Here is a 25,604-nt window from a genome sequence, read left to right as displayed (position 1 = left end):
GACGGCCGGGGGACCGGCTGCCAGGCTCTTCCCAGCCCTCGATCCACCCTGGAACCGCGGGGCACCAACAGGAGGAAGAATGAAGGCGATCCATCGTGTCGGCATCGGCGTGGCCGCTCTCGCGCTGAGCGTGGCCGGGACGGCGGGAACGACGGCCCAGGCGCACGGCGCGGCGTCCGTGTCGGTCGCCGGGGAGCGGTTCCACAGCGAGCACGACACCTGGCAGGGGTGCGAGATCATCGGGTACCGCGGCCAGTACGCCGGTGCGTGGAACGACTACCGCTGTGTCTTCGCCTACCTCCCTGGCACCTACTGGCTGTACGTCTCCTGAGCCGCGGGCCCCTCTCCCGGCGGTCGACATGCCGGTGCGGGGTCATCGGCCAGCCGGGCGGCGAGCTCGGCGGCCTCGGGGGTGCCGAGCTCGCCGAACAGCTCGAGGGCCCGCCGCCATGCGGCGCGGGCCGCGCCAGGCTCCGCCAGCAGCCGGTGGCAGTGGCCGGTCTCCTCGAGCGCCCGCGCCTGCTCGTACCGGTCGCCGAGCTCCGCGGCGCGATCGGCGGCAAGCCGGTGGCACTCGAGCGCCTCCCGCGCCCGCGCCGCCCCGCCTGAGACCCGCCGCGCGGTGCCGAGCTCGTTGAGCAGCGCCACCTCGGCGCTGTGGTGGCCGATCTCGCGGACCACGTCGAGCGCCCGGCGGATGGCGGCCATGGCCGCCGGATAACGCCCGGTCCGCCGCTGGATGGAGCCCATGCTGCCCAGCACGTTGGCCTCGCTGACCCGGTCGCCCACCGTTCGCGCGATGGCCAGGACCTCCCGGTTCATGGCCAGCGCCTCGGCGTCGGTGACGAACCTCTTCACGTAGCGGCCCAGCGGCTCGTACAACACCCCGTGCGCGCCCAGCCGTTCGCGTCCGCCGTCCGCCGCGGCCAGCTCCCGCGCGATGGCCAGCGCCGCGTTGTAGTGGTCGCGGGCCTCGGGGTAACGGCCCTGGTGCTGGAGCACCTCGCCCAGGTTGCCGAGCACCCAGCCCTCGCCCACCCGGTCGCCCAGCGCGCGGAACCCCGTCAGCGCCTCCCCGAAGCTGGCCGCCGCCCGCGGGTAGCGGCCCAGCCGCCAGTGCACCGCGCCGAGTCGGGCCAGCGCGACGGCCCGGGTCGCGGGGTCGGGGTCGCGGGCGGCCAGGCCGTGCAGCGCCTCGGCCTCCGGGTAGTGGCCCGCGGTGTCGAGGTAGCGGGCGAGCAGCCCCGAGAGCACGCCGGGGTGGTCGGTGCCGCCCCGTTCGGCGGCGGCCACCGCGGCGGCGATCAGCCCGTCAAGCTCGCTCTCCAGCCAGGCCGCGGCGGCCCGCCGGTCGGGCGGCGCGGGCAGCTCGGGTCGGCCAGGACCGGGCGCGGGACGGCGGTGCCGCTCATAGGGCGCGAACGCGTCCATCGCCCGCGCGGCGGCGTGCCGGTGGTAGGACAACAGCCGGTCGAACGCGGCCCTGCGGGCGTGCGCGGGCTCCTGCTCGTGGGCGCGGGCGGTCGCGTAGACGCGCACGAGGTCGTGGAACTCGTAACGGTGGGGCGCCGGTTGGCGCAGCAGATGGGCGGCGTGCAGGGTGGCGAGGCCGGTCGCGGCGGTCGCCCTGTCGGTCCCGGTGAGCGCGGCGGCGGCCCAGGGGTCCACCTCGGGGCCCGGGTGGCAGGCCAGCAGCCGGAACAGCCGCCGGCAGTCGGGCGTCAGGCTCTCGTAGGAGAGCCGGAGCGCCAGCTCGACGCTGTCCTCGCAGCGCAGCCGGGTCCTGTGCCCGGTGAGCAGCTCCAGGTGGTCGGCGAGGGTCCAGCCGAACCGCTCCTTGACGCGGCTCGCCACCACCCCGAGGGCCAGCGGCAGGTGGCCGACCGAGTCGGCGATCAGCGCGGCGGTCGCCGGGTCGGCGTCCACCCGCTCCGCGCCCGCGGTCCTCCGCAGCAGGTCGAGCGACTCCCGGGGGCTGAACACCTCGAGCGGCAGCCGCGCGGCGCCGGTCAGCCCGGTCAGCCGGTGGCGGCTGGTGACCAGGGTCCGGCAGCCCTCGCCGGGCAGCAGCGGCGCCACCTGCGCCGCCGGTCCCGCGTCGTCGAGCACCACCAGGGCGCGCAGCCCTGCGGTCCGGCGGCGGAACTCCCGTGCCCGGTCGGCCCCGTTGAGCAGCCGGATGCGGTCGGCGGACATCCCGAGCCGCCGGAGGAACCCCTCGAGCACCGCCTCAGGGGCGGCCGGTGGCAGGTCGGGAGCGTGGCCGTGGAGGTTGACCCAGAGCACCGCGCCATACCGTTCGCGCCGCAGCAGCAGGTGAACGGCGCGCACGGCCAGGGTGGTCTTGCCGACCCCCGCCATGCCCTCGACCACCGTCACCCGCGGGTCCGCGCCCGGCGCGAGCAGCGCCTCCAACTCGGCCGCCCGGCCCGTGAACCCCGGCAGGTCGTCAGGCGGCGCGCCCGCCACCGTGACCACCCCGGCGCCCGCCGACGCGCCGACCACCCGCGCGTAGGCCGCCCGCCACCTGGCGGCACCGCCGTCCACCAGCGCCTCGGCGACGTCGGCGAGCAGGTCCGCGTCGAGTCGGCGGCGGCCCGGCCTGAAGCACCGGTGCACGGTGTCGTAGGCGGGCGTCTCCGGCACCCCGCGGGCGGCCCTGGCACGGCCGACCCGCCGGTGCACCTCCCGTTCCGACACGCCCGCCCAGGCGCGCAACTCCCGTAGCCTGCACACCAGGTCGTCCACCGTCCTGGCGCCGTCGGGCTCGGGCGGCGCGCCGTCGTCGCCGTCGCGTGCGGAGGACGTCATCCACTCCCCTCGGTGACCCGTCCGGTGCCAGCGGTCACCCTACCCGCGGCCGCGCCCGGCCATGCCGGGCGCGGCCGGGATCGCCGCCTCTCGCGGCGGTCAGTTCGGGCAGCCGGTGGAGTTGTGGCGGCACAGGGAGCCGACGAGGTAACGGCCGCTGAGGTTGCCGCTGTCGCCCGCGACGGTGCTGCCGATGCGGGTCTCGTAGTCCGCGTCCATGTAGTAGTGGTAGCGGTACGCGGTGCGGTTGTACACCGAGTGGGGGATGACCCCGTTGGCCATCCAGGAGCACGCCGCCAGGACGTCCGGGTAGTTCCTGCCGAACGTGCACCGCAGGCCCTGGCCGTTGGCGCCGGACCAGAAGCAGATGGAGCCGCTGGGACAGTCGCTGTAGGCCGCGGTGCCGATGTCCCCGTCGAGGCCGGAGGCCTCGCCGGGGCCGAGGGACAGGGGGATGTTGGCCGGAGCGGTCGCCGCGGCGGAAGCCGCGGGGGTCGCGGTCATGAGTGAGCCGAGGAGCGCAGCGATCACGATCGCCACGGGCGCCAGGAGTCGTGGGAGAAAGCGCAAGGTGTTCCCTCCTTCTGTGGCCAGCATCGTCACGCCCGGCCCCGCCCGCCGTCCGGCTTCCCAGTCAAAGTCGGTCAGCGGCGCCGCGCGGGATGACGGGTGTCCCTCAGGGGTCAACACCGAGCTTTCCGCTGGCACCCCCGGTCGTCGCGTTACGCGCCGCTGTTCAGTGGGTAGTTCATCGCGCCCGATCGGAGAGTGAATGCGTATGTTCCGAGATTTCCTCGCCGCCGAGTTCCCCGGCGCGCACATCAGCGAGCTGAGCGACTCGAACAACGCGGTGTTCCTGGTGAAGTCCGCCGACGAGACCGTCGTGGCCAAGCATGTGACGGACACCGACATCCCGCTGTCCTACCTGGCGGAGTCGAACGCCACGCTCGCCTCGTTCCTGCCCGTCCAGCGGATCCTCCGGGTGTTCGAGACGGAGCGCGGCGACCCGTTCGACGCGGTCTTCTCCGAGTATGTCGAGGGCGAGGACCTCGCGTCGGTCATGCAGGACGAGCGGCGCGCGCCGACGACCGATGAGCTGGTCGACCACCTGTGCCGGTTCGTCCTGGCGTGCCGCGAGCTGCCGCGCCCGCACGAGGGGTTCGGCCTCTACAAGCGCGACGCGCCCGTCCACGACGCGCATCAGGCGTTCGTCGAGCACTACGCGCGCCGCTACTGGGGCCGGGCGCGCCCGTTCTATGTGGACACGCCCGTGGGCCTGGCCGTCGACGCGTGGCTCGACGGGGGGTTCGCGGCGGCGGCGCGGCGGCATCCCGCGCCGTTCACCGTGGTGGCCATCGACGCCAACCTGAAGAACTTCCTCATGACCCCCGACCGCCGCATCGTCACCCTCAACGTGCCGATCGCCGGCTACTCCACGCCCGCGCACGCCGTGGGCGCGATCACCACGCACCTGCGCGGGCGCGCGCCCCGCGGCCCGTTCCTTGCGGCCGCGGCGGAGCGGCTCTGCCCCGATGACGCGGCCATGGTGCCGCACTTCGAGCTGTGGGGCCTGCTCGGCATCCTCTCGTTCTACGCGGTGCGCCAGCCGGAGCGGCGCGGCGAGTGGCGGAGCTGGGGCTCGCCCGTGCCGCTCGACGAGGACCTCGCGCACGTGGTCGGTGCGCTGGCCACGGGGCAGGGAACGCCATGATCCGCACCGGATCCGCCAGCACCGAGGGCGTCGAGCGCGGCGACATCGACATCGTCATCGACCCGTCCGACGCCTCGCCGCCGCTTCTCGGCGCGGCCCCCGCCGCGCCCCCTCAGCGCGTCGCGCTCTCGCTCAGCACCTGGCGGATCCCCGCGAAGTGGCGCCGCATCGCCTCGGCCGCCCGCGGCCCGTCGCCCGACTCGAGCGCGGCGAGGATCTCCTTGTGCCGGTCGCAGGTGACGCGCGGGTCGTGCCGGTCCTCCCTCAGCTCCTCGCGCACCCGGTGGAACGCCGCCCAGAACGCGTCGAGCACCTCGCTCAGCAGGTGGTTCCCCAGGGAGCGGTAGAGCGCGAGGTGGAACGCGCGGTCCGTCGCCGCGGTCACCCGGCCCACGGCGGCCTCACGTTCCATCGTGGCGACCACCTCGCGCAGCGTCCCCAGGTCCTCCCGCGGCACGCGCCCCGCGACGCCGACGATCAGCCCGGCCTCCAACGCCTCCCGCACCTCCAGGAGTTCGTCGAGGCTGGCCTCCCCCCTGCGGTGCCTGACGGCGGCCCTGAAGACCATGCCGTCGATGAACGAGTCCAGGCTGAGCGAGCCCACATAGGTGCCGAAGCCGTGCCTGATGTCCACGATGCTGACGGCCTGGAGCGCCTTGAGCGCCTCCCGCACGGAGTTCCGGCTGACGCCGAACAGGCCCATCATGTCGGTCTCCGTGGGCAGCGGGTCCCCGGGGGCGAGGCGGCGGCGCAGGATCAGCTTCTTGATCTGCTCCTGGACCTCGTCGGACATCATGCGGCGGGCTGCCATGGCCTGCCCCTTCCTTCCCCCCGGACGGATGAGCACCAACTCCTGACCCCGAGTTCACATTCTGCCACCGGAGGTGGGACATGGGATGTCTGGTCCGTTGACGGTATGCGCACAGGTCTTGACCTCTCTCCCGGCGCCCTCCTACGTTCGGGCGTAGGACGTAGAACGTAGGACCTCCCCGGAGCCGCTGGAGGCGACGTGAGCCACAGTCTTGACCGCAGGGCCTTTCTCAAGTTCACCGGCGCCCTCGGCGCCGCGGGAGCGATCACCGCCACCGTGGGGGCCTGCTCGGGCCCCGCCTCGACCAACGACAGCGGCGCGGGAGGTGACGGGCTCGACGAGCTGACCGCGGTCATCGGCTATGGGAACGACCAGAGTTGGGACCCGACCCAGACCGCGTCCGCGTTCTCCATGGCGGCGATCCAGCACCTCTACGAGGGCCTGCTCGACACCGACCCGATCACGCGCGAGCCCTACCCCGCGCTCGCCACCGCGCTGCCCGCCGACACGAGCGCCACCACGTGGAGCTTCTCCCTGCGCGAGGGCGCGACATGGCACGACGGGGAGCCGGTGACCGCCGATGACGTGGTCTTCACGTTCGAGCGGGTGCTCGACCCCGAGGCCATGGTGCTGACCAGGTCGTTCTTCCACACCTGGCTGCGCGAGGTCACCCGGGTCGACGACCGGACCGTCGAGCTGCGCTTCCACTACGCGTTCCCCGACGCCGCCAAGCGCCTCGGCATCGCCAAGATCATGCCGCGGCACGTCTTCGGCGAGGAGGGCGCGTGGGACGAGGCCACCGGCGGCCTCGTCGTGGGCTCGGGCCCCTACCGGCTGGCCTCGCACCAGCCCAAGTCCAACACCACGTTCGAGGCGTTCGACGGCTACAACGGCCCGCGCCCGCCCGCGTTCCCCCGCATGAACTGGCTGAGCGTCGTGGACGCCGCCCCCCGCGTCGCCCGCGTCTCCGGCGACAGCGCCGAGGCCCAGATCGCCGAGAACATCCCCTACGCCAACGTCGAGCAGCTGCGCGACGACGGCCGCGAGGTGCGGGGCGGCGCGGGCATGAATCATGCCTTCCTCATGTTCAACACGGCCAACGCCCCGTTCGACGACGTCCGCGTCAGGCAGGCGCTGCTGTACGCGGTCGACATCGACCAGCTCGTCGAGGTCGGCCTGCGCGGCTACGGCGCCCCCGCCACGTCGTTCCTCGACGAGGGCAACCCCACGCACCGCCCCGCGAGCACCGTCTACGCCTACGACCCCGACCGCGCCAGGGAGCTGCTCGCCGAGGCGGGCGTCACCGATCTGAGCGTCAACCTGATGGCGGTGAACGTCAGTTGGCTGGTGGACTGCCTGCCGACCATCAAGGAGTCATGGGACGCGATCGGCGTCTCGACGACGCTGGAGCCGCAGGAGACCTCGGCCCTCTTCACCAAGATGGACCAGAACCAGGACTACCAGGTCGTCGCCGCCGTCTCCAACCCCAACCAGTTCGGCCTCGACGCCGACCTGATCCTGCGCTACAACTACACGGCCGACGGGCTGTGGATGCGGTACGCGCGCTGGGGCGGCAGCGACGACGCCGCCGACCTGTTCGCGCGCATGGACGAGGCGAGCGCCGAGCCCGACCCGGGGCGCAAGCTGGAGCTCACCCAGGAGTACCTGGACATCGTCGCCGAGCAGGCCGTGCTCTACCCGATCGTGCACACCGAGCTGCTGACCGCCTGGGACCCCGACCGGATCACCGGGGTCCGCGCCCAGGCCTACCCCGGCATCAACGTGCTCCAGGCAAGGCCCGCCTCGTCGTGATCGTCGTCGCCCGGATGCTGCTGCGGCGCGTCCTCCTGCTGATCCCGCTCATGCTCGGCATCGTCCTTTTCGTCTTCCTGGTCATGCGGTTCTCGGACATGGACCCGGCCTCCGCCTACTTCCAGGGCGCCAACCCCACCGAGGAGCAGCTCCACCGGTTCCGCGAGGAGAACGGGCTCCTCGACCCGCTGCCCGTGCGCTACCTCGACTTCGTGGGCGACCTGCTCACCGGCGACCTGGGCATCAGCGTGCTGACCCGCGCCCCCGTGATCGACCAGGTGAGCACGGCGTTGCCGCTCACCCTCCAACTCACCTTCCTCGGCCTCGGGATCGCCGTCGTCCTCTCCCTCGTGCTGGGCGTCACCGCGGCGATCCACCGCGACAGGGCGCTCGACCAGCTCATCCGCGTCGTGTCGCTGACCGGCGTGGCCGCGCCCAGCTTCTGGCTGGCGCTGCTGATGATCCAGTACTTCGGCGTCGAGTGGGGCTGGTTCCCGACGGGCGGCTACACCAACCCCGCCGACTCGTTCACCGGCTGGCTGGAGACGATGACGCTGCCAGCCCTCGCGCTCTCCCTGCCGGTCGCCGCGCAGCTCACCCGCATCGTCCGCACGGCGGTGGTCGAGGAGCTCGACCGCGACTACGTCCGCACCGCGATCGGCGGCGGACTGCCGCCGGTGGTCGTGGTCGGGCGGAACGTTCTGCGCAACGCCCTCATCAACCCCCTGACCGTGCTCGGGCTGCGCGTGGGCTACCTGCTCGGCGGCGCGGTCGTGATCGAGACGATCTTCTCGCTGCCCGGCATGGGCAAGCTGATGATCGACGCCGTGCGCAACGGCGACCCCGCCGTCGTCCAGGGCGTCGTCCTCACCACGGCCGCCGGGTTCGTCGTCGTCAACCTCGTGATCGACATCCTCTACCTCCTGGTCAACCCCCGGCTGAGGAGCGCCACATGAAGTCCCCCGCGTGGTTCACCCGGCTCCCGCCGCTCTCCCGCGGCGCGCTCCTGCTCGTCGCCGTCATCGTCCTGACCGCGCTCCTCGCGCCGCTCGTCGCCCCGCACGATCCGTACGCGCAGGACGCCGCGGCCGAAGGCCCTTCAGGCGAGCACTGGATGGGCCAGGACAGCCTCGGCCGCGACATCCTCAGCCGCCTGATGCACGGCGCGCGCTGGTCGTTGGCCATCGGGCTCGGCGCCACGCTGCTCGCGCTGGCCGCGGGCGCGGTCCTGGGCGCGATCGCCGCCACGTCGCGCAAGGCGGTGGACGAGACGCTGATGCGCTCGCTCGACATCGTGATGGCCTTCCCCGGCATCGCCCTCGCCGCCGTGCTGATCTCCGTCTTCGGCGGCGGCATCCCCGTGCTGATCTGCGCGATCGCGTTCCTCTACACGCCGCCGATCGCGCGCGTCGTGCGCGCCAACGTCATGGCCCAGTACGGCGAGGACTATGTCACCGCCGAGCGCGTCATCGGCGCCCGCACCCGGCACATCCTGATCCGGCACGTGGCCATCAACTGCGCCGCGCCCATCCTGGTGTTCTGCACGGTGATGGTGGCGGACGCGATCGTGCTCGAGGCGTCGCTCTCGTTCATCGGCGCGGGCGTGCGGCCGCCCGAGCCGTCGTGGGGCAGCGTCATCGCCGAGGGCAAGAACCTGGTCCTGCTCGGCGGCTGGTGGGCCACCGTCTTCCCCGGGCTGCTGATGCTGGCCACCGTCCTGTCGCTCAACATCCTCGCCGAGGGCGTCTCCGACGCCTGGGCCGCGCCCCGCGCGCGAAGGGTTCCCGAGGCGCCCGCGCGGGACGTTCCGGCGCTGCCCGAGCAGGCGGCCGGGCCCGCGGACGAGCGGGAACGCCCGCGCGCGCCCCTGGCGTTGCCCGGCCTCGCCGAGGCCGCCCACCGGCTGCGCGAGCGCGCCCGCCCCACGGGCCTGGGCGAGCCGATCCTGTCCGTGCGCGACCTGACCATCGGCTTCGACCGCGCCCACGGAGGGCGTGACGTCGTGGACGGCGTCAGCTTCGACGTCCACCCCGGCGAGGTCCTCGGTCTTGTCGGCGAGTCGGGCTGCGGCAAGTCGCTGACCGCGTTGACCGTGATGGGCCTCCAGCCGCGCACGGCCCGCGTGGGCGGCAGCGTGCGCTTCGACGGGCGCGAGCTCAACGGTCTCCCGCCGCGCGCCCGCCGCCCCCTCCTCGGCCACGAGATGGCGATGGTCTACCAGGACGCGCTCTCCTCGCTCAACCCCGCGATGCCCATCCGCGCCCAGCTCAAGCAGCTCGTGCGGCGCGGCGGCGGCAGGACCCCGGCCGAGCTGCTCGCGCTCGTCGGCCTCGACCCCGAACGCACCCTGCGCGCCTACCCCCACGAGCTGTCGGGCGGCCAGCGGCAGCGCGTGCTGATCGCGATGGCGCTCTCCCGGGACCCCCGCCTCATCGTGGCCGACGAGCCCACCACGGCGCTCGACGTCACCGTGCAGGCGCAGGTCATCGAGCTGCTGCTGCGGCTGCGCGCCGATCTCGGCTTCGCGCTGATCCTGGTCTCCCACGACCTGGCGCTCGTCGCCGACGTCACCGACCGGGTGGTCGTGATGTACGGGGGGCAGCTCGTCGAGAAGGGCGTCACCGCCGACCTCGTCGAGCACCCGGCGCACCACTACACGCGTGGCCTGCTCGGCTCGGTGCTCTCCCTCGAGTCCGCCGCCGAGCGGCTCACCCAGATCCGGGGCGTGGTGCCGTCCCCCGCCGACTTCCCCGAGGGCTGCCGCTTCGGCGACCGCTGCCCCATGGCCACCGACGTGTGCGCGACGCCGCTCCCCGACGTCCGCGCCCCTGGGCGCCTGCACACGGTCGCCTGCCACCACCCGGCGACCGTCGCCGGAAGCGACGGCTCAGAGAGCAGCGAGGCAGCCCGATGACCCCCACGACGCCCCTGATGACCGTCAGCGACGCGCACATGGTCTACCACGCCCGCACCGGCGGCCTCTTCCGCCCCGACAAGGTCCACGCGCTGACCGGCGCGGACCTGGACATCGCCCCGCGCGAGACGGTCGGCGTCGTCGGCGAGTCCGGCTGCGGCAAGTCCACCCTGGCCCGCGTCCTCGTCGGGGTCGAACGCCCCACCCGCGGCACGGTGTCCTACCGGGGCCGCGACCTGTGGGCCATGACCGCCGACGAGCGCCGCCGCACGATCGGCGCCCAGGTCGGGATGGTCTTCCAGGACCCCTCGACCGCCCTCAACCGCAGGCTGCCCGTGCGCCGCGTCCTGCGCGACCCCCTCGATGTGCACCGCGTGGGCACCCCGGCCCGACGGGAGGAGCGGGTAAGGGAGTTGATGGGCCTGGTCGGCCTGCCCCGGCAGCTGGCCGACGCGCTGCCGGGGCAGCTCTCCGGCGGCCAGCGCCAACGCGTCGCCATCGCCCGCGCGCTCGCCCTCGAGCCCGAGCTGGTCGTCGCGGACGAGCCGACGAGCGCGTTGGACGTCTCCGTGCGCGCCCAGATCCTCAACCTCCTCCTCGACCTCAAGGAACGGCTCGGCCTCGCCCTGGTCTTCGTGTCGCACGACATCCAGACCGTGCGCCGCGTGAGCGACCGCGTCATCACCATGTACCTCGGCCGGATCGTCGAGGAGACCCCGGCGGCGCGCGTCACGGCGCACGCGCGGCACCCGTACACCCGCGCGCTGTTCTCCGCGACCCCCGGGCTCCTCGACCCCATCGACCCCATCCCGCTGGTCGGCCCCGTGCCCTCGGCCGTGCGCCCGCCCAGCGGCTGCCCGTTCCGCACCCGGTGCTGGAAGGCCGACCACGTGTGCGCCGAGTCGATGCCCGACGTCAGCGCGGACGGCGGGAAGACTGACGGTATGCACCGATTCCGCTGTCATCACCCCGTGGGCGAGCACGAGTCGACGCGCGACCTCGTCGCCCAGGCCACCGGCGGCGCGCCCGGCGCGGCCGCCACGGAGCGGCTGCCATGAGCGACCCGCTCCGGCTCACCGGCGTCATCCCACCCGTCTGCACCCCGTTCACCCCGGACGGCGAGCTCGACACCGGCTCGCTGCTCCGGCTCGTCGACCACCTCATGGGCGCGGGCGTGGACGGCCTGTTCGTCCTCGGCTCGTCGTCCGAGGCCGCGTTCCTGACCGACCGCGCGCGCCGCGCGGTGACCGAGGCCGTGGTCGCCCACGTCGGCGGCGCGCTGCCCGTGCTCGCCGGGGCGATCGACATGACCACGCCGCGCGTCCTCGACCACGCGCGCGCGGCCGTCGCGGCGGGCGCGGACGCGATCGTGGCCACCGCGCCGTTCTACACCCGCACCCACCCCGCCGAGATCGAACGGCACTACCGGCTGATCGCCGAGGCCGCGGGCGTTCCCGTGGTCGCCTACGACCTGCCCACGTCGGTGGGCACCAAGCTGCCCACCGACGTCGTGCTGCGCCTGGCGGCCGACGGGGTGCTCGCGGGGCTCAAGGACTCAAGCGGCGACGAGGGCGCGCTGCGCGAGGTGGTGCGCGGCCGCGCCCCCGGCTTCAGCGTGCTCACCGGCTCCGAACTGCTGGTCGACACCGCGATGTTGATCGGCGCCGACGGCGCCGTGCCCGGGCTCGGCAATGTGGACCCCGCGGGCTATGTCCGCGTCCACCGGGCCTGTGTCGCGGGCGACTGGGCCGCCGCCCGCGCCGAACAGGAGCGGCTTGCCGCGCTGTTCGCCATCGTGGGCGTCGGCTCGCCCGCGCGCATGGGCAGGGGCGCGGCGGGGATCGGGGCGTTCAAGGCGGCGCTGCGGCTGCGCGGGGTCATCGACCACGCGACGGTCGCCGAGCCGCAGACGCCGCTGACCGACGAGGAGACGGCCCTGATCGCGGGACACCTGACGGCCGCCGGGCTGCTGTGATGACGCGGAGGCGGGCCCGGCGGCCGGTCGAACGCCGTTGATCAGAGGTCGGTCAGGCGACGGAACTCGATGGTCTCGTACGGTCCTTCGGTGCCCGTCTCATAGAGCACCCCGACCGTGCGCCGATCGATCTGGACCAGGTCGGAGTACGCGGCGGGCCGTTCCGACAGCGTCTCCACGCGCGTGAACGTCTGCCCCGCGTCGTCGCTCCGCCACACCGCGAGGGCCGCCCTGCGCGTCGGCACCGAGGGCCCGGCGAAGAGCAACGGCGCCCGGCGGCCTTCGAGTTGGAGCACGGTCGCCTGGACGACCGGCACATCCGAGAGCGTGGGCTGCACCGCGAAGTCCCGGTCGAGCGTCTCGCCCCCGTCGCTCGAATAGGAGTCGAGGCGGTTGCCCGCGCTGGTGCCGTTCTGGTCGCGGACGTTGAAGTAGAGCCGCCCGTCCGGGAGTTCGGCGGCGATGGACTCGTTGGAGTTGTTGACGCCCTCGTAGTCGTCGTCGACGTAGCCGATCCGCCACGTCGCGCCGCCGTCGTCGCTCAACAGCGCGTGCGAGCCGTAGTACTTGGCCTCCTGCCCGGTGTCCGTCGAGCCATCGGGCGGCGCGGCCGAGTGGTTCGCCGGGACGACGAGGCGGCCCGCGTGCTCCCCGCGCGTGAGCGCGACGGCGTGCCCTGGACCCGTGGCGTACCAGCGCCAGTGCGGCAGCTTGGCGTCCTCGGTGATCTCCCGCGGCGGCCCGAACGTCCGCCCGTGGTCGTCGCTCGTCTGCACGAACACCCGGCGGCTCTGCTCGGGCGTGACCTCCCCGCGCATGATCTGCGCCTCGGTCACCTCGCCGCTGTTGAACGATGTCAGCAGCACCACGCGGCCCGTGGCCGGGTCCACGACCGGGGCGGGGTTGCCCCTGGTGTCCCCCTCGCCGCCCGCCACCAGGAGCAACGCGCCCCACGTGCACCCGCCGTCATCCGAACGCCTGGCGACCACATCGATGTTGCCGGTGTCCCCGGCGCCCCCGACCCGGCCCTCGGCGAACGCGAGCAGCGCGCCGTCCGCCGTGGTCACCACGGCCGGGATGCGGAAGGTGTCATAGCCTTCGGTGCCCGAGGCGAACGGCACCGACGAGTCGCACGACGGCCTGTCGCGCGCCCCCTCCCGTTCGCCGTCGGGGCCCGGGTCCGCCAGGGCCACCACGGAGGTGGCCAGCACGCCGAGCACGGCGGTCGTCGTCACGACGAGCACGCGCAGGGCCGGGATCGAGGACTTCATCGCGTCGGAGGTCCCTTCGCTGTGGGGTGGCGGCGGGACAGGAGATGGGACGTCCCACCTCCGGGGACGATACGAGCAAACCCCCCACCCGACAAGGCACCTCGACGCACCCGACGCACCGGAACACACCCGAACGCTCCCGACGCCCCGTCAGGTCAGCACCGCCGCCACGGCCTCGTCGATCGGCGTCGGGCCGCCCACCAGGTCGAGCGTCAGCCCTGCCGTCGCCGGGTGGTCGAGCAACGCCACGACCACCGCCGCCACATCGTCCCTGGTCACCGCGCCGTGCGGGGTGCTCTCCGCGAGCAGCACCGTGCCCGTTCCCGGGTCGTCGGTCAGCCGCCCTGGCCGCAGGATCGTCCAGTAGAGCCCCGACCTCGCCCGCACGTCGGCGTCCGCCGCGCCCTTGGCCCGCAGATACGCCGCGAACACCGGGTCCGTGCCCGGCGGCGGCTCGTGGTCCACGCCCATCGCCGAGACGACGATCAGCCGCCGCACGCCGACCCGTTCGGCCGCGTCGGCGAACAGCACCGCGGCGCCCCGGTCCACCGTGTCCTTGCGCGCCGCCCCGCTGCCAGGGCCCGCCCCCGCCGCGAAGACCGCCGCGTCCGCCCCCGCGAGGTGGCGGGCCACCTCCTCGGCGCTCACCGACTCCAGGTCGCACACGATCGGCTCGGCCCCGGCGTCGAGCAGGTCGCCCGCGTGGTCCCCGTTCCTGATCAGCCCGGCGACCTGGTCGCCCCGGCTCGCCAGCAGCCTCTCCAGGCGGCGGGCGATCTTGCCATGTCCTCCAGCGATGACAGTACGCATGCCCCGACCGTACGCCCCCGGCGCACTACGGCTCGTCCACCGTGTCGAGCGGCAGCCGCAGCACCGCGGCGTCATCGGCCTCCGGCGGGGCCGCGTTGGACTCCCGGACGTCCGTCAGCTCATCGGGCGTCAGCGCCCGCCGCCACACGCGGACCTCGTCGAGCGCGCCCACCAGGCGCTGGGCGTTGTCGGGGCGCTGGCCCAGGTGGACGCCGAACGTCGACGAGCGGCTCACCGTCCCCGGCACATCGGGCGCCGTCACCGCCGCGCCGCCGTCCACCGCGAGCGAGAGGCTCCCGCCCGAGCGGGTCAGCGCGAGATGGTGCCACCCCCCGTCGTTGAACGCGCCCTCCGTCGCCACCTCGGCGTTCGCGGGCTCGTTCCCGCCCTCCACCGCGGTCAGCAGCGCGCGGACCCGGCCGCGCTCCGGCTCCCCGCGCACCCACACCTGGGGCGCGCCCCCGACCCCGCCCATCCACAGGAACGGGTGCTCCCCGCTCCCCGCCTCGTACCTGAACCACAGGCTCACCGTGAAGTCCGCCTCGCCCAGCGGCAGCGACGTCCTGAACGGCAGCCGCACCGCCGAGTTCACCCCGTCGAAGGCCAGCCCGTTCCCGAACCGCCCCGCCACGGGCGCCGCGCCCCCGAGCACCGGCGCGGGGGGAGCGCCCGGCGCGTCGTCCGGGGTCACGGGGTCGGGCGCGCGCCGGGGGCCGAGCCACTCCTCGGAGACCCGCGCGAAACGGATCTCGTCCCGCGCGTCCACCGCGCCCGCCTCGTAGAGCAGCGCCACCGCGCCGTCCGCCGTCTCGGCCATGTCCGAGTAGCCCGCCCAGTCGGTCGTCAGCACCGCGCCCCGGTCCGCCGAGTCCCAGGTGCGGCCCTCGTCCCACGACGAGCGGATCATCATCGTGCGCCGCCGGTCGGGGTCGGCGGGCACGGCGAGCAGCAGCCGGTCGTGGCCGTCGTCCGCCGCCGTGCGCAGCCGCAGCAGCGAGCCCTGCACCTGCGGCGCGTACAGGTCGGGGATCGCCTCGAACGGCGCCGCGAAGCTCTCGCCGCCGTCCCTGCTGACCGCGTGGTCGCGGTGCCCGAGGTCGGTGCCGTCCTGCTCGCGGGTGTTGACATAGACCGAGCCGTCGCCCAGCTCGGCGACGGCCATCTCGGACGGCCGCTGTCGGTGGGTGCCGTCGGCCGCGACGGGCCAGCTGTCCACGGCGCCGAGCCGCCACGTCGCGCCCCCGTCGTCGCTCAGGGCCAGGGCCGCGTGGTTCTCGGTGATCCGGCCATCCGCCCAGCTCTCGGCGTTGACGCTGAAGACCAGGCGGCCCTCGTGCGGCTCCGACGCCAGCTGGACGCCGTGCAGTGGCCCGGTCGCGTACCAGGAGTTCCAGCCGTCGGGGCGCAGCTCGGCGCCCAGGTCGCGCGGCTCCGACCATGTGACGCCGTCGTCGTCGCTCACCGACAGGAACGGCACGCGCTCGCACGGCGCCGGGCAGTTCCCCGTGCCCGCGTCGGGGTTGCGCGTGCTGGCCAGCAGGACGCGGCCCGTCGCTGCGTCGACCATCGGCGCGGGGTTCCCATGGGTGTCGCCGCCGCCCTCGTCGACCAGCTCGACCGGGCCCCAGGTGCGGCCTTCGTCGTCGGAACGCCTGAGCACGATGTCGATGTCGCCCGCGTCGCCGCAGTGCTCGCGGCGCCCCTCGGCGAACGCGAGCAGGGTGTCGTCGGTGGTGCGCACGAGCGCCGGGATCCGGAAGCAGGCGTAGCCGTCGTCGTCCGCGGCCGAGAACAGCACGCTCTGCTCGGGCTCGGCGACCGCCGCGGGCGCTTCGGGCGCCAGGGCGAGCGGCAGGACCAACGCCGCCGCGGCGGCCGGACCCGCCGCCCTGCGGAGCGGAACGGGGAGGGCTGACGCCATGTCTCGACTGCCTTTCGTGGGGCGGCGGTTGGAGGGCGCTGCGGGGCGTTGTGCGTGGGGGCCTCAGCCGGTGGCCTGGCGCGGCAGCTCGAGCCCGCCGTCCGCGGGCGAGCCGCAGTACTCGCGCACCGCGCTCGTCCTGGCCACGATCCGGCCGCGGTGGATCACCAGCCTGCTGTACGCCTGCGACAGCACGCCCGCGACCGTCTCGCCGCGCAGCGCGAGCAGCTCGGCCGGGAACCCCGCCTCGATCCGCACCTCGGGCAGCCCGAGCGCGCGCCGCGCGCGCCCGCTGATGGCGTCATACGCCTCGGGCGCCTCGCACGCCCCGCGCGAGGCCAGCAGGAACGCCGCCTCCAGCGGATCGCCACGCCCCACCGGGTTGGCCGCGTCCCGCAGCGCGCCCCCGCCCGCCGCCACCGCGACCCCCGCCGCGGAGAGCAGCCGCACGGGCGTGGTCCCACGCGCCCGGTGGGCCAGGCCGCAGCCGCCCTGCGGCAGGCAGATCACGGTGACCCCGGCGGCGGCGAGCCGTTCGGCGCAACGGGCGGCGAGCGGGGCGGGCAGCCGGGACAGGCCCGTGCAGGGGCCCACGGCGACGCCCGAGCGGCAGGCCGCCACGGCGGAGGCCAGCCGGGCCACCCGCGCGGGGTCGTCCGCCTCGGTGTGCAGGTCGATCGGGCAGCCGTGCTCGTCGGCCAGGGAGAGCAGGATCTCGAGATATCCGGCCGGATCGGGGTCCAGATCAGGACAACCCCCCAGCGCGCCCGCGCCCATCTTCAACGCGTCGCGCAACAGCGCGCGGTTGTCCGCGCCCGCGCGACCGGTGAGCAGGCGCGGCATCGCCACCGTGGTCAGCTCGGCGAGCCCGCGCAGGGCCCGCCGGGTGGCCAGCGCCCCCTCGAGATCGGCCAGGCCGCGCGTGTCGCCGATCCTGATGTGGCTGCGCTGCGCCGTGGCCCCGTGGCCCAGCTGGATGAGCGCGGCCTCGGTGATCCTGCGGCGCAGCTCGTCGGGAGTGTCGGGCGGCGGGTCCGCCGCGATGCCGGTCAGCGCGGTGTCGTGGTGGGCGTGCGGCTCGGCGGGGGCGGGGAGCAGCAGATGACCCGCGAGGTCCACCCGCGTTCCCTCGGCCGGTGCGGCGCCGCGCGGCGCGAGGCTTCCTGGGGTGCCGACGGCCTCGATCCGGCCGCCGTACAGCCGGACGTCGACGGTCCGGCCGTCGGCGAGCCGGGGTCCGCTGAGTACGAGACGCTCTGGCATCGGAAGGAGCGTAAGGCTCGGGCCAGGTGGGCGTGGGGAGGGAGAGAATAGTCATACCGGTGTGGCCCTGCGGGCGTCCCCGGCCCCCCGGCGCGGTCGGTCGCCTCCACCCAAATCGGATTTCGCCTTGGCCGCCTCAGCGTGTAATCTCTTGAGCGCTCGCCCCAATAGCTCAGTCGGCAGAGCGTCTCCATGGTAAGGAGAAGGTCAACGGTTCGATTCCGTTTTGGGGCTCTGAGGTGTGAGACCTCCCGTTCGCGACGCGGGGTAGCTCATCTCATGGCGGCGTAGCTCAGTCGGTAGAGCAAACGGCTCATAATCGTTATGTCACCGGTTCAAGTCCGGTCGCCGCTACGCACAGTAGCCGATTGCGGGGTCGGTCCTCCGATCGGCTACTCTCGTACGTGTTCGATCGCGTTCGATCCCGTTTCACCCGTTCATCCGTCAAGGAGCACTCACGTGGCTGCCACAGACGTCCGCCCGAAGATCACGCTGGCCTGCGTGGAGTGCAAGGAGCGGAACTACATCACCAGGAAGAACCGGCGCAATGACCCGGACCGCCTGGAGATGAAGAAGCACTGCCCGCGCTGCAACGCCCACACGGCCCACCGCGAAACGCGCTGACGCGCCCCTCACTCCCCATCGCATCGCCTCGAGGCCGCTCCTCCATGGGGGGCGGCCTTCCGGCGCATCCGGACCCGACGAGGAAGTCATCGATGGCCCTGGATCAGTCCTTCGCCGGGCGGAGCTACCCGCCCACGCCGCCCTATGAGGTCGGGCGCGAGAAGATCCGCGAGTTCGCCGAGGCCATCGGGGACTCCCACCCGGCGTACACCGACCCGGAGGCGGCCAAGCAGCTCGGCCACCCCGATGTGATCGCGCCCCCGACGTTTGTCTTCTCGATCACCTACCGCGCCGCGCACCAGGTGGTGCGCGACCCGGCGCTCGGCCTCGACTACACGCGGGTGGTGCACGGCGACCAGAAGTTCGCGTACTCACGCCCCGTGCGCGCGGGCGATCGCCTCACCGTGACGTCCACGATCGAGTCGGTGCGCTCCATGGCCGGGAACGAGGTCATCGACGTGCGCGGCGACGTGCACGACGAGACGGGCGAGCACGTCGTGACCGCGTTCACGAAGCTGGTGTCGCGCAAGAAGGAGGCGTCATGACCGCCACGGTCGCCTACGCGGACGTCGAGACGGGCACCGAGCTGCCCGCGGCGACGTTCCCCGTCACCCGCGAGACGCTCGTGCGCTACGCCGGGGCCTCGGGGGACTTCAACCCCATCCACTGGAACGAGAAGTTCGCCCGCGAGGTCGGCCTGCCCGACGTCATCGCGCACGGCATGTTCACGATGGCCGAGGCCGCGCGCGTGGTGACCGACTGGGCGGGTGACCCGGCGGCGGTCGTGGAGTACGGCGTCCGCTTCACCAAGCCGGTCGTCGTGCCGAACGACGAGACGGGTGCGCTGATCGAGGTCACCGGCACGGTGGCCGCGAAGCTGGACGACGAGGCCCGCACGGTCCGCGTCGACCTGACGGCACGAAGCGCGGGCCAGAAGGTCCTGGGCATGGCGCGAGCGGTCGTCCGCCTGGCGTGAATCGCTGCGTGCGCGCTGCGCTGGCCTGGCGGGCGGCTACGGGCTGGACGTCCTCCCGTTCGCCGTCGGCCGGGTGTCCGGTGTTGTGGGGGTGCGGGTCAGGGCTTGCACCTACGGGGGGAGGGGTGTCGGGTGTGCGGCCGTCTCGGTAAACGGGAGGTCTCATCGACGGCTGGGGCCGTTCGCCGAACGGGCGCGGCCGCGTCCCTCGTTAGCGGCCGTTTTCCCGGTGGTCGGTTGCGGTGGCGCGCACCCTTCGGGCCTGCCCTGGCCGCCGCTCTCGTCGTTCACCGCGCGCACGTTGAGCTGATGGAGCGGGCCGGTCCGGGGCCGGGGCGCGCGTCGTTCAGCGGGCACACCGGGCTTTATGTCCCGCTTACGCGGGGAGGTGGTCTCTTCTGAAACGCGGCACGTTTTGTTCAACACACACCGTGCCCCATGCGGCCGCCGTCGCCAGCTGCCCGCAGGGTTGACCAAGTTAGTGATCGAGCACTAACTTACTCCCCATGGCCAAGGAGAGCAGCCGGATGTCGGCCGAGGAGCGGCGCGAGAGCGTCGTGCGGGCCGCCATCGTCGAGTTCGCCCGTGGTGGGTACGCGGGGACCTCGACGGCTGCCATCGCCCGCCGCGTGGGGGTCTCCCAGCCGTATCTGTTCCGCCTCTTCCCCGACAAGCGCGAGATCTTCCTGGCCGCCGCCGAGCGGTGCACGCAGGACATCTGCCGCGTTTTCGACGAGGCGGCGCGGAAGGTCGACCCGTCCGAGATCCTCGAGGTCAAGGAGGCGATGGCCGGCGCCTATCTGGATCTGGTCGAGGATCGCGACGGCCTGTTGTTCCAGCTCCAGATGTATGTGGCGGTGCAGATCGCCGAGGCGTCGGGGGACGCGGAGTTCGGCGAGCGGATCAGGGCCGCGTGGCTCGAGCTGTACGACTCCGCGCGCATGCACCTGGGCGGCGACGACGAGCTGATCGGCGCGTTCTTCAGCGCGGGCATGCTGATCAACGTCCTGGTGGCCATGGGCTTCCCGCCGGAGCACCGGGTCTGGAACATCTGCCCCGGCATGCACGACGCCTGACCGCCCGCCGATTCGCTCTCTCGTCACGCGCGGTGCACCCGTGTGTACCGAAAAGTTATTGACCGATCACTATCTTCGCGGTCGCCCGGACCGCCAACGCCGTTCTCCGGAGGGGGACATGTCCGACAACGCACCGCCCGCGCGGCCCGGCGCCCATCGCGCCCTGGTCGTCTGGACCCTGCTCATCACCGGGGCCGCCACCTTCATGGCCTCCCTGGACAACCTCGTCGTCACCACCGCCCTGCCCGTCATCCGCGACGACCTCGGCGGCGACCTGGCCGACCTCGAGTGGATCGTCAACGGCTACACGCTCCCGTTCGCCTGCCTCCTGCTGCTCGGCGCGGCGCTCGGCGACCGCTTCGGGCGCCGCCGGATCTTCGGCATCGGCGTCGCGCTCTTCACCCTCTCCTCCGCGGCCGCCGCGCTCGCCGGATCGCCCGGCGCGTTGATCGCCGCGCGCGCCGCCCAGGGCGCCGGTGCGGCGATCCTGCTGCCGCTGAGCCTCACCCTGATCTCCGCGGCCGTGCCCCCGGCCCGCCGCGGCGCCGCGTTCGGCATCTGGGGCGCGGTCAACGGCCTCGCCATCGCCAGCGGCCCGCTCGTCGGCGGCGCCATCACCGAACACCTGACCTGGCAGTGGATCTTCTGGCTGAACATCCCGATCGGCATCGCCCTCCTGCCCCTCGTCCACTCGCGCCTCGTCGAGAGCCGCGGCCCCAACAACCGCCTCGACCTGATCGGCGCGGCCCTCGCCAGCGGCGGCCTCTTCGGGATCGTGCTGTCGATCGTCCGCGGCCACGAGCACGGCTGGACCTCGGGCCCCGTGCTCGCGGGGTTCGCCGTGGGCGCGGTGCTGCTCGTGGCGTTCGTCCTGTGGGAGCTGCGCACGCCGCGCCCGATGCTCCCGATGCGCTTCTTCAGGTCCCGGTCGTTCGCCGCGATCAACGTGGCCAGCCTCCTGATGTACCTCGGGATGTTCGGCTCGATCTTCCTGCTGACGCAGTTCCTCCAGCTGATCCAGGGCTACTCACCCATGGAGGCGGGCCTGCGCATGCTGCCGTGGACCGCGATGCCCATGGTCGTCGCGCCCCTCGCGGGCGCGCTGAGCGACCGCGTCGGCGGGCGGCCCATCGTGGCCACGGGCCTGGCGCTGATGGCCGCGGGCCTCGGCTGGTTCGCGCTGCTCGCCGAGCCCGACGTGAGCTATGCGAGCCAGGTGCCCGCGTTCGTGATCTGCGGCATCGGCATGGCGATGTTCTTCGCGCCGACCGGGGCCATGGTCATGGGCACCGTCTCCCCCGAGGAGGAGGGCATAGCCTCGGGCGTGAACAACGCGCTCCGCGAGGTCGGCGGCGCCCTCGGCGTCGCGGTCCTGGCCTCCGTCTTCGCCTCCCAGGGCGGCTACGAGACCCCGCGGCGCTTCACCGACGGGCTGGTCCCCGCGCTGTGGATCGGCGTCGCGGCCCTGCTCGCGGCGACGGTGGCGATCCTGTTCACCACCAACGCCCGCCGCCCGGGCCCCGAGCCCGATTCACCCCTCGCCAAGGAGCCCCCGCGCACCCCGGTCACCACGACCGCATGACCGGCGCCCCCCGCCCGCGGTGGAGGGGCGGGCGGGGGGCGTCCCCCTTACCCTGAGGACCGTGCACGAGACCCGTAACGCGCCGCTCGCCCCGCTGACCACCCTCAGGCTCGGCGGGGCCGCCGCACGCCTGATCACCGCCACCACCGACGACGAGATCGTCGCCGCCGTCGCCGAGGCGGACACGAGCGGCACGCCGCTCCTCCTCATCGGCGGCGGCAGCAACCTGGTCATCGCCGACAGCGGCTTCCCCGGCACCGCCCTGCGCATCGCCACCACCGGCTTCGCCCTCGACGGCACCCGCCTCGAGCTGGCCGCGGGCGAGGACTGGTCGGCCGCCGTCGCCCGCACCGTCGAGGCCGGGCTCGCCGGGATCGAGTGCCTCGCCGGGATCCCGGGGTCGGCGGGCGCCACCCCCGTGCAGAACGTCGGCGCCTACGGCCAGGAGGTCTCCACCGTCCTCACCGAGGTCGTCGCCTACGACCGCCTCACCCGCGAGACGGTCACCCTCCCCGCCACGGCGTGCGGATTCGCCTACCGGCACAGCAGGTTCAAGGCCGACCCCGACCGTTTCGTCGTGCTGCGCGTCCGGTTCGCGCTCGAGGACGCCGGGGGCCTGTCCGCGCCCATCCGCTACGCCGAGGCCGCCAGGCTGCTCGGCGTCGAGCCCGGCGACCGCGTTCCCGCGGCCGAGGCCCGCGACGCGGTCGTCAAGCTGCGCACCGGCAAGGGCATGGTCCTCGACCCCGAGGACCACGACACGTGGTCGGCGGGCTCGTTCTTCACCAACCCCCTGCTCGACGAGGGTCAGTTCGCCGACTTCCTCGACCGCGTCGCCGACCGCCTCGGCCCCGATGTCGCCGCGCCCGCCTACCCGGCCGAGGACGGCCTCACCAAGACGTCGGCGGCCTGGCTGATCGAACGCGCGGGGTTCACCAAGGGCTATGGAACGGGCCCGGCCCGCATCTCGGGCAAGCACACCCTCGCCCTGACCAACCGCGGCGACGCCCGCACCGCCGACCTGCTCGCCCTGGCCCGCGAGGTCCGCGACGGCGTACGCACGACGTTCGGCGTGACCCTGACCAACGAGCCGGTGCTGGTGGGCACCACGCTCTGACGCTGCGCTGGCCACGCCGAGATCCGGCCGAGCCCGTCGGCACGGTGTGTGTTGAACAAAGTGTGCCGCGTTTCGGAAGAGACCACCTCCCCGCGTAAGCGGGGCATAAGCGCGAGCGCGCCCGCTGAATGACGCGCGCCCTGGCCTCGCACCGACCCGCTACCTCAGCTCAACGTGCGCGCGGTGAACGACGAGAGCGGCGGCCAGGGCAGGCCCGAAGGGTGCGCGCCACCGCAACCGACCACCGGCCAGGCGGCCGCCAACGAGGGACGCGGCCGCGCCCGTTCGGCGAACGGGTCCAACCCACGACGAAACCGACCGGTTACCGGGACGGCCGGTCACCCGACGCCCCCTCCCCCGTAGGTGCCAGCTCTTACCCGCACCCACCACGAAGCCGACCACCCGGCCGACGGCGAACGGGAGGACGTCCAGCCCGTAGCCGCCCGGCCCAGGGGCCCTCGCCCCGAGAGTCCTCAAAGGGCCAGCCACTCGTCGATCTCCACCAGGATCTTGTCCCGCACGTCCTCGGGTGCCGCCGAGGCGCGGATCGACTGCCGGGCCAGCTCGGCCAGTTCGGCGTCCGTGAAGCCGTGGTGCTCGCGCGCGATCTCGTACTGCGCCGCGAGCCGCGAGCCGAACAGCAGCGGGTCGTCGGCCCCCAGGGCCATCGGCACGCCCGCCCCGAACAGCGTCCGCAGCGGCACGTCCGCAAGCGTCGGATACACGCCGAGCGCGACGTTCGACGCCGGGCACACCTCGCACGTCACCCGCGCCTCGGCCAGCCGCTCGAGCAGCCGCGGGTCCTCCGCCGCCCGCACCCCGTGCCCGATCCGGCTCGCCCGCAGGTCGTCGAGGCAGTCCCGCACGCTGCGCGGCCCCGAGAGCTCGCCCCCGTGCGGCGCCGCGAGCAGCCCGCCCTCCCGCGCGATCGCGAACGCGCGGTCGAAGTCCCGTGCGAAGCCCCGGCGTTCGTCGTTGGACAGGCCGAACCCCACGATCCCCCTGTCCCGGTAGCGCACCGCGAGCCGCGCCAGCGTCCTGGCCTCGAGGGGGTGCTTGATCCGGTTCGCCGCGACCAGCAGCCGCATCCCGAGCCCCGTCTCGCGCGACGTCGTCTCGACCGCGTCCAGGATGATCTCCAACGCGGGGGAGAGCCCGCCGAGGCGCGGCGCGTACGACGTCGGGTCGACCTGGATCTCCAGCCAGCGCGCCCCGTCCCGCAGATCCTCCTCGGCCGCCTCGCGCACCAGCCGCTGGATGTCCTCGGGCCGCCGCAGGCACGAGCGCGCGATGTCGTAGAGCCGCTGGAAGCGGAACCAGCCCCGCTCGTCCGTGGCGCGCAGCCGCGGCGGCCGCGCGCCGCTCAGCGCCTCGGGCAGGTGAACGCCGTACTTGTCCGCCAGCTCGATCAACGTGCCGGGCCGCATCGAGCCGGTGAAGTGCAGGTGCAGATGCGCCTTGGGAAGCGAATGGACATCACGTCCTGGACCAACACGAGCCATCCCAAGATCTTGCCGCATCCTGGCAGATCGCTGGTAGTCGCATGACCCGGACGTGTGGCCCGCCCGAACAACCGCCTCAGCCCAGCAGCTTCTGCAACCGCGAGACGCCCTCGACGAGATCGTCGTCGCCGAGCGCGTAGGACAGCCGCAGATACCCCGGCGTGCCGAACGCCTCGCCCGGCACCACCGCGACCTCCGCCTCGTCGAGCAGCACCCCGGACAGCTCCAGGCTCGTCGCCGGGCGCCGCCCGCGGATGTCGCGGCCGAGCAGGCCCTTGACCGACGGGTACACGTAGAACGCGCCCACGGGCTCGGGGCACTCCACGCCGTCGATCTCGTTGAGCATCCGCACGATCGTCCTGCGCCGCCGGTCGAACGCCTCCCGCATCGCCGCCACCGCCGTCAGGTCGCCCGAGACGGCGGCCAGGGCGGCGGCCTGCGCGACGTTGCTGACGTTCGACGTCGCGTGCGACTGGAGGTTGGTCGCCGCCTTGACCACGTCGCCGGGGCCGAGCAGCCAGCCCACGCGCCAGCCGGTCATCGCGTACGTCTTGGCGACGCCGTTCACCACGACGCAGCGGTCGGCCAGCTCCGGCACGGCCACCGGCAGCGACGTGGCCTTCGCGCCGCCGTACACCAGGTGCTCGTAGATCTCGTCGGTCAGCACCCACAGGCCGTGCTCGAGCGCCCAGCGGCCGATCTCCTCGGTCTGCTCACGGGAGTAGACGGCGCCCGTGGGGTTCGAGGGGGAGACGAAGAGCAGCACCTTCGTCCGCTCGGTCCGCGCCGCCTCGAGCTGCGCGACGGAGGCCAGATAGCCGCTCGTCTCGTCCGTGACCACCTCGACGGGAACGCCGCCCGCGAGCCGGATCGACTCGGGGTAGGTGGTCCAGTACGGGGCGGGAACGATCACCTCGTCGCCCGGGTCGAGCAGCGCCGCGAACGCCTCGTAGATCGCCTGCTTCCCGCCGTTGGTGATCAGCACCTGCGACGGCTCGACCCGCAGCCCCGAGTCGCGCAGCGTCTTGGTGGCCACCGCCTCCTTCAGCTCGGGGAGCCCGCCGGGCGGGGTGTAACGGTGGAAGCGGGTGTTGTGGCACGCGGCCGCCGCGGCCTCCACGATGTAGTCGGGCGTGGGGAAGTCGGGCTCTCCCGCGCCGAAGCCGATCACGGGCCGCCCGGCGGCCTTGAGGGCCTTCGCCTTGGCGTCCACCGCGAGCGTCGCGGACTCCGAGATCGCCCCGACCCGGGCGGAGACCCGGCGTCCTGAGGGGGAGGGGGAGGGAGAGGCTGGGGAGGAGGCTGCGGAGGAAGGGGAAACGGCACTCATGGGGGCATCGTCCCAGACCGCCCCCTGACGTGGCACCCGGGTTGCCGGGAGGTTGCGGGCGGTGGACCCATGAACCGTTCGACGATTGATGATTCACC

22 protein-coding genes and 2 tRNA genes are annotated in these 25,604 nt (G+C 73.5%); 15 read left to right on the top strand and 9 right to left on the bottom strand.

What is annotated here, in order from left to right; translation table 11 throughout:
- Positions 1 to 79: 79 nt before the first annotated feature.
- Positions 80 to 331, top strand: coding sequence for a hypothetical protein (locus D7318_RS18640; RefSeq protein ID WP_120698248.1), 252 nt, complete (start codon positions 80 to 82; stop codon positions 329 to 331).
- On the opposite strand, the gene D7318_RS18635 is transcribed toward D7318_RS18640, so the two are convergent.
- Together D7318_RS18635 and D7318_RS32885 are read right to left on the bottom strand one after the other, a co-directional pair.
- On the bottom strand, positions 310 to 2,811 hold the full coding sequence (locus D7318_RS18635) for a tetratricopeptide repeat protein (RefSeq protein ID WP_120698247.1): 2,502 nt from the start codon (positions 2,809 to 2,811) through the stop codon (positions 310 to 312). The genes D7318_RS18640 and D7318_RS18635 overlap by 22 nt on opposite strands.
- A 99-nt stretch (positions 2,812 to 2,910) precedes the next feature.
- Positions 2,911 to 3,381, bottom strand: coding sequence for a peptidase inhibitor family I36 protein (locus tag D7318_RS32885; protein ID WP_183091458.1), 471 nt, complete (start codon positions 3,379 to 3,381; stop codon positions 2,911 to 2,913).
- 208 nt (positions 3,382 to 3,589) lie between these two features.
- Between D7318_RS32885 and D7318_RS18625 the strand changes: the two genes are divergently transcribed.
- Entirely contained in the window at positions 3,590 to 4,522 is a 933-nt protein-coding gene (locus D7318_RS18625; protein WP_220729689.1) for a hypothetical protein, read from the top strand.
- 112 nt (positions 4,523 to 4,634) lie between these two features.
- On the opposite strand, the gene D7318_RS18620 is transcribed toward D7318_RS18625, so the two are convergent.
- Positions 4,635 to 5,333, bottom strand: coding sequence for a FadR/GntR family transcriptional regulator (locus tag D7318_RS18620; RefSeq protein ID WP_408055507.1), 699 nt, complete (start codon positions 5,331 to 5,333; stop codon positions 4,635 to 4,637).
- Positions 5,334 to 5,531: 198 nt separating this feature from the next.
- Here D7318_RS18620 and D7318_RS18615 point away from each other — a divergent pair, with 198 nt between their 5' ends.
- From D7318_RS18615 to D7318_RS18595, 5 genes are read left to right on the top strand one after another with little or no spacing between them, the layout of a single operon-like run.
- The gene (locus D7318_RS18615) at positions 5,532 to 7,145 is read left to right on the top strand and encodes an ABC transporter substrate-binding protein (RefSeq protein ID WP_120698244.1); all 1,614 of its coding nucleotides are present in this window, start codon (positions 5,532 to 5,534) and stop codon (positions 7,143 to 7,145) included.
- Positions 7,142 to 8,101 (top strand): ABC transporter permease, encoded by a 960-nt coding sequence (locus D7318_RS18610; RefSeq protein WP_120698243.1) that lies wholly within the window; start codon positions 7,142 to 7,144, stop codon positions 8,099 to 8,101. The genes D7318_RS18615 and D7318_RS18610 overlap by 4 nt, the downstream gene beginning before the upstream one ends.
- Positions 8,098 to 10,059, top strand: coding sequence for a dipeptide/oligopeptide/nickel ABC transporter permease/ATP-binding protein (locus D7318_RS18605; RefSeq protein ID WP_120698242.1), 1,962 nt, complete (start codon positions 8,098 to 8,100; stop codon positions 10,057 to 10,059). Before D7318_RS18610 ends, D7318_RS18605 begins: the two co-directional genes overlap by 4 nt.
- Positions 10,056 to 11,117, top strand: coding sequence for an oligopeptide/dipeptide ABC transporter ATP-binding protein (locus tag D7318_RS18600; RefSeq protein ID WP_120698241.1), 1,062 nt, complete (start codon positions 10,056 to 10,058; stop codon positions 11,115 to 11,117). Before D7318_RS18605 ends, D7318_RS18600 begins: the two co-directional genes overlap by 4 nt.
- Positions 11,114 to 12,034, top strand: a complete 921-nt coding sequence (locus tag D7318_RS18595; RefSeq protein ID WP_120698240.1) for a dihydrodipicolinate synthase family protein — start codon at positions 11,114 to 11,116, stop codon at positions 12,032 to 12,034. Before D7318_RS18600 ends, D7318_RS18595 begins: the two co-directional genes overlap by 4 nt.
- 41 nt (positions 12,035 to 12,075) lie before the next feature.
- Here the strand turns inward: D7318_RS18595 and D7318_RS18590 are convergent, their stop codons facing one another.
- From D7318_RS18590 to D7318_RS18575, 4 genes are all read right to left on the bottom strand, one after another.
- Positions 12,076 to 13,305, bottom strand: coding sequence for a sialidase family protein (locus tag D7318_RS18590; protein ID WP_120698239.1), 1,230 nt, complete (start codon positions 13,303 to 13,305; stop codon positions 12,076 to 12,078).
- A gap of 150 nt (positions 13,306 to 13,455) precedes the next feature.
- Positions 13,456 to 14,115, bottom strand: coding sequence for an NAD(P)H-binding protein (locus tag D7318_RS18585; protein WP_120698238.1), 660 nt, complete (start codon positions 14,113 to 14,115; stop codon positions 13,456 to 13,458).
- Between the two features lie 25 nt (positions 14,116 to 14,140).
- Positions 14,141 to 16,036, bottom strand: a complete 1,896-nt coding sequence (locus tag D7318_RS18580; protein WP_120698237.1) for a sialidase family protein — start codon at positions 16,034 to 16,036, stop codon at positions 14,141 to 14,143.
- Positions 16,037 to 16,099: 63 nt separating this feature from the next.
- Complete coding sequence (locus D7318_RS18575; protein WP_120698236.1) at positions 16,100 to 17,299, bottom strand: amidohydrolase family protein; 1,200 nt, start codon at positions 17,297 to 17,299, stop codon at positions 16,100 to 16,102.
- A 161-nt stretch (positions 17,300 to 17,460) separates the two neighbouring features.
- Between D7318_RS18575 and D7318_RS18570 the strand changes: the two genes are divergently transcribed.
- The 8 genes from D7318_RS18570 to D7318_RS18535 all read left to right on the top strand — a co-directional run bounded on the left by D7318_RS18570 (position 17,461) and on the right by D7318_RS18535 (position 22,674).
- Positions 17,461 to 17,533: transfer RNA gene (locus D7318_RS18570), tRNA-Thr, on the top strand.
- A 47-nt stretch (positions 17,534 to 17,580) separates the two neighbouring features.
- Positions 17,581 to 17,653 (top strand) — tRNA-Met (locus D7318_RS18565).
- A 105-nt stretch (positions 17,654 to 17,758) separates the two neighbouring features.
- Positions 17,759 to 17,923 carry a 50S ribosomal protein L33 gene (rpmG, locus tag D7318_RS18560; protein WP_077059582.1) on the top strand — a complete coding sequence of 55 codons (165 nt, stop codon included), beginning with the start codon at positions 17,759 to 17,761 and terminating at the stop codon, positions 17,921 to 17,923.
- A 92-nt stretch (positions 17,924 to 18,015) separates the two neighbouring features.
- Positions 18,016 to 18,468: a MaoC family dehydratase N-terminal domain-containing protein gene (locus tag D7318_RS18555; protein WP_120698235.1), complete on the top strand. Its 453-nt coding sequence runs from the start codon at positions 18,016 to 18,018 to the stop codon at positions 18,466 to 18,468.
- Complete coding sequence (locus D7318_RS18550) at positions 18,465 to 18,899, top strand: MaoC family dehydratase (RefSeq protein WP_120698234.1); 435 nt, start codon at positions 18,465 to 18,467, stop codon at positions 18,897 to 18,899. The genes D7318_RS18555 and D7318_RS18550 overlap by 4 nt, the downstream gene beginning before the upstream one ends.
- A gap of 506 nt (positions 18,900 to 19,405) precedes the next feature.
- Positions 19,406 to 19,975, top strand: a complete 570-nt coding sequence (locus D7318_RS18545; RefSeq protein ID WP_230423862.1) for a TetR/AcrR family transcriptional regulator — start codon at positions 19,406 to 19,408, stop codon at positions 19,973 to 19,975.
- Positions 19,976 to 20,093: 118 nt separating this feature from the next.
- Positions 20,094 to 21,557: a DHA2 family efflux MFS transporter permease subunit gene (locus tag D7318_RS18540; RefSeq protein ID WP_120698232.1), complete on the top strand. Its 1,464-nt coding sequence runs from the start codon at positions 20,094 to 20,096 to the stop codon at positions 21,555 to 21,557.
- Positions 21,558 to 21,576: 19 nt separating this feature from the next.
- Entirely contained in the window at positions 21,577 to 22,674 is a 1,098-nt protein-coding gene (locus D7318_RS18535; RefSeq protein ID WP_408055506.1) for a UDP-N-acetylmuramate dehydrogenase, read from the top strand.
- Between the two features lie 473 nt (positions 22,675 to 23,147).
- Here the strand turns inward: D7318_RS18535 and D7318_RS18530 are convergent, their stop codons facing one another.
- Positions 23,148 to 24,176, bottom strand: coding sequence for an adenosine deaminase (locus D7318_RS18530; protein ID WP_120698230.1), 1,029 nt, complete (start codon positions 24,174 to 24,176; stop codon positions 23,148 to 23,150).
- Positions 24,177 to 24,252: 76 nt separating this feature from the next.
- Positions 24,253 to 25,506 (bottom strand): pyridoxal phosphate-dependent aminotransferase, encoded by a 1,254-nt coding sequence (locus tag D7318_RS18525; RefSeq protein ID WP_120698229.1) that lies wholly within the window; start codon positions 25,504 to 25,506, stop codon positions 24,253 to 24,255.
- Between the last annotated feature and the right edge of the window lie 98 nt (positions 25,507 to 25,604).

Source organism: Streptomyces radicis, assembly GCF_003626575.1.
GTDB lineage: Bacteria > Actinomycetota > Actinomycetes > Streptomycetales > Streptomycetaceae > Streptomyces > Streptomyces radicis.
The sequence above is the reverse complement of the archived record's forward strand: the minus strand, read 5'-3'. Positions and strand labels throughout refer to the sequence as shown.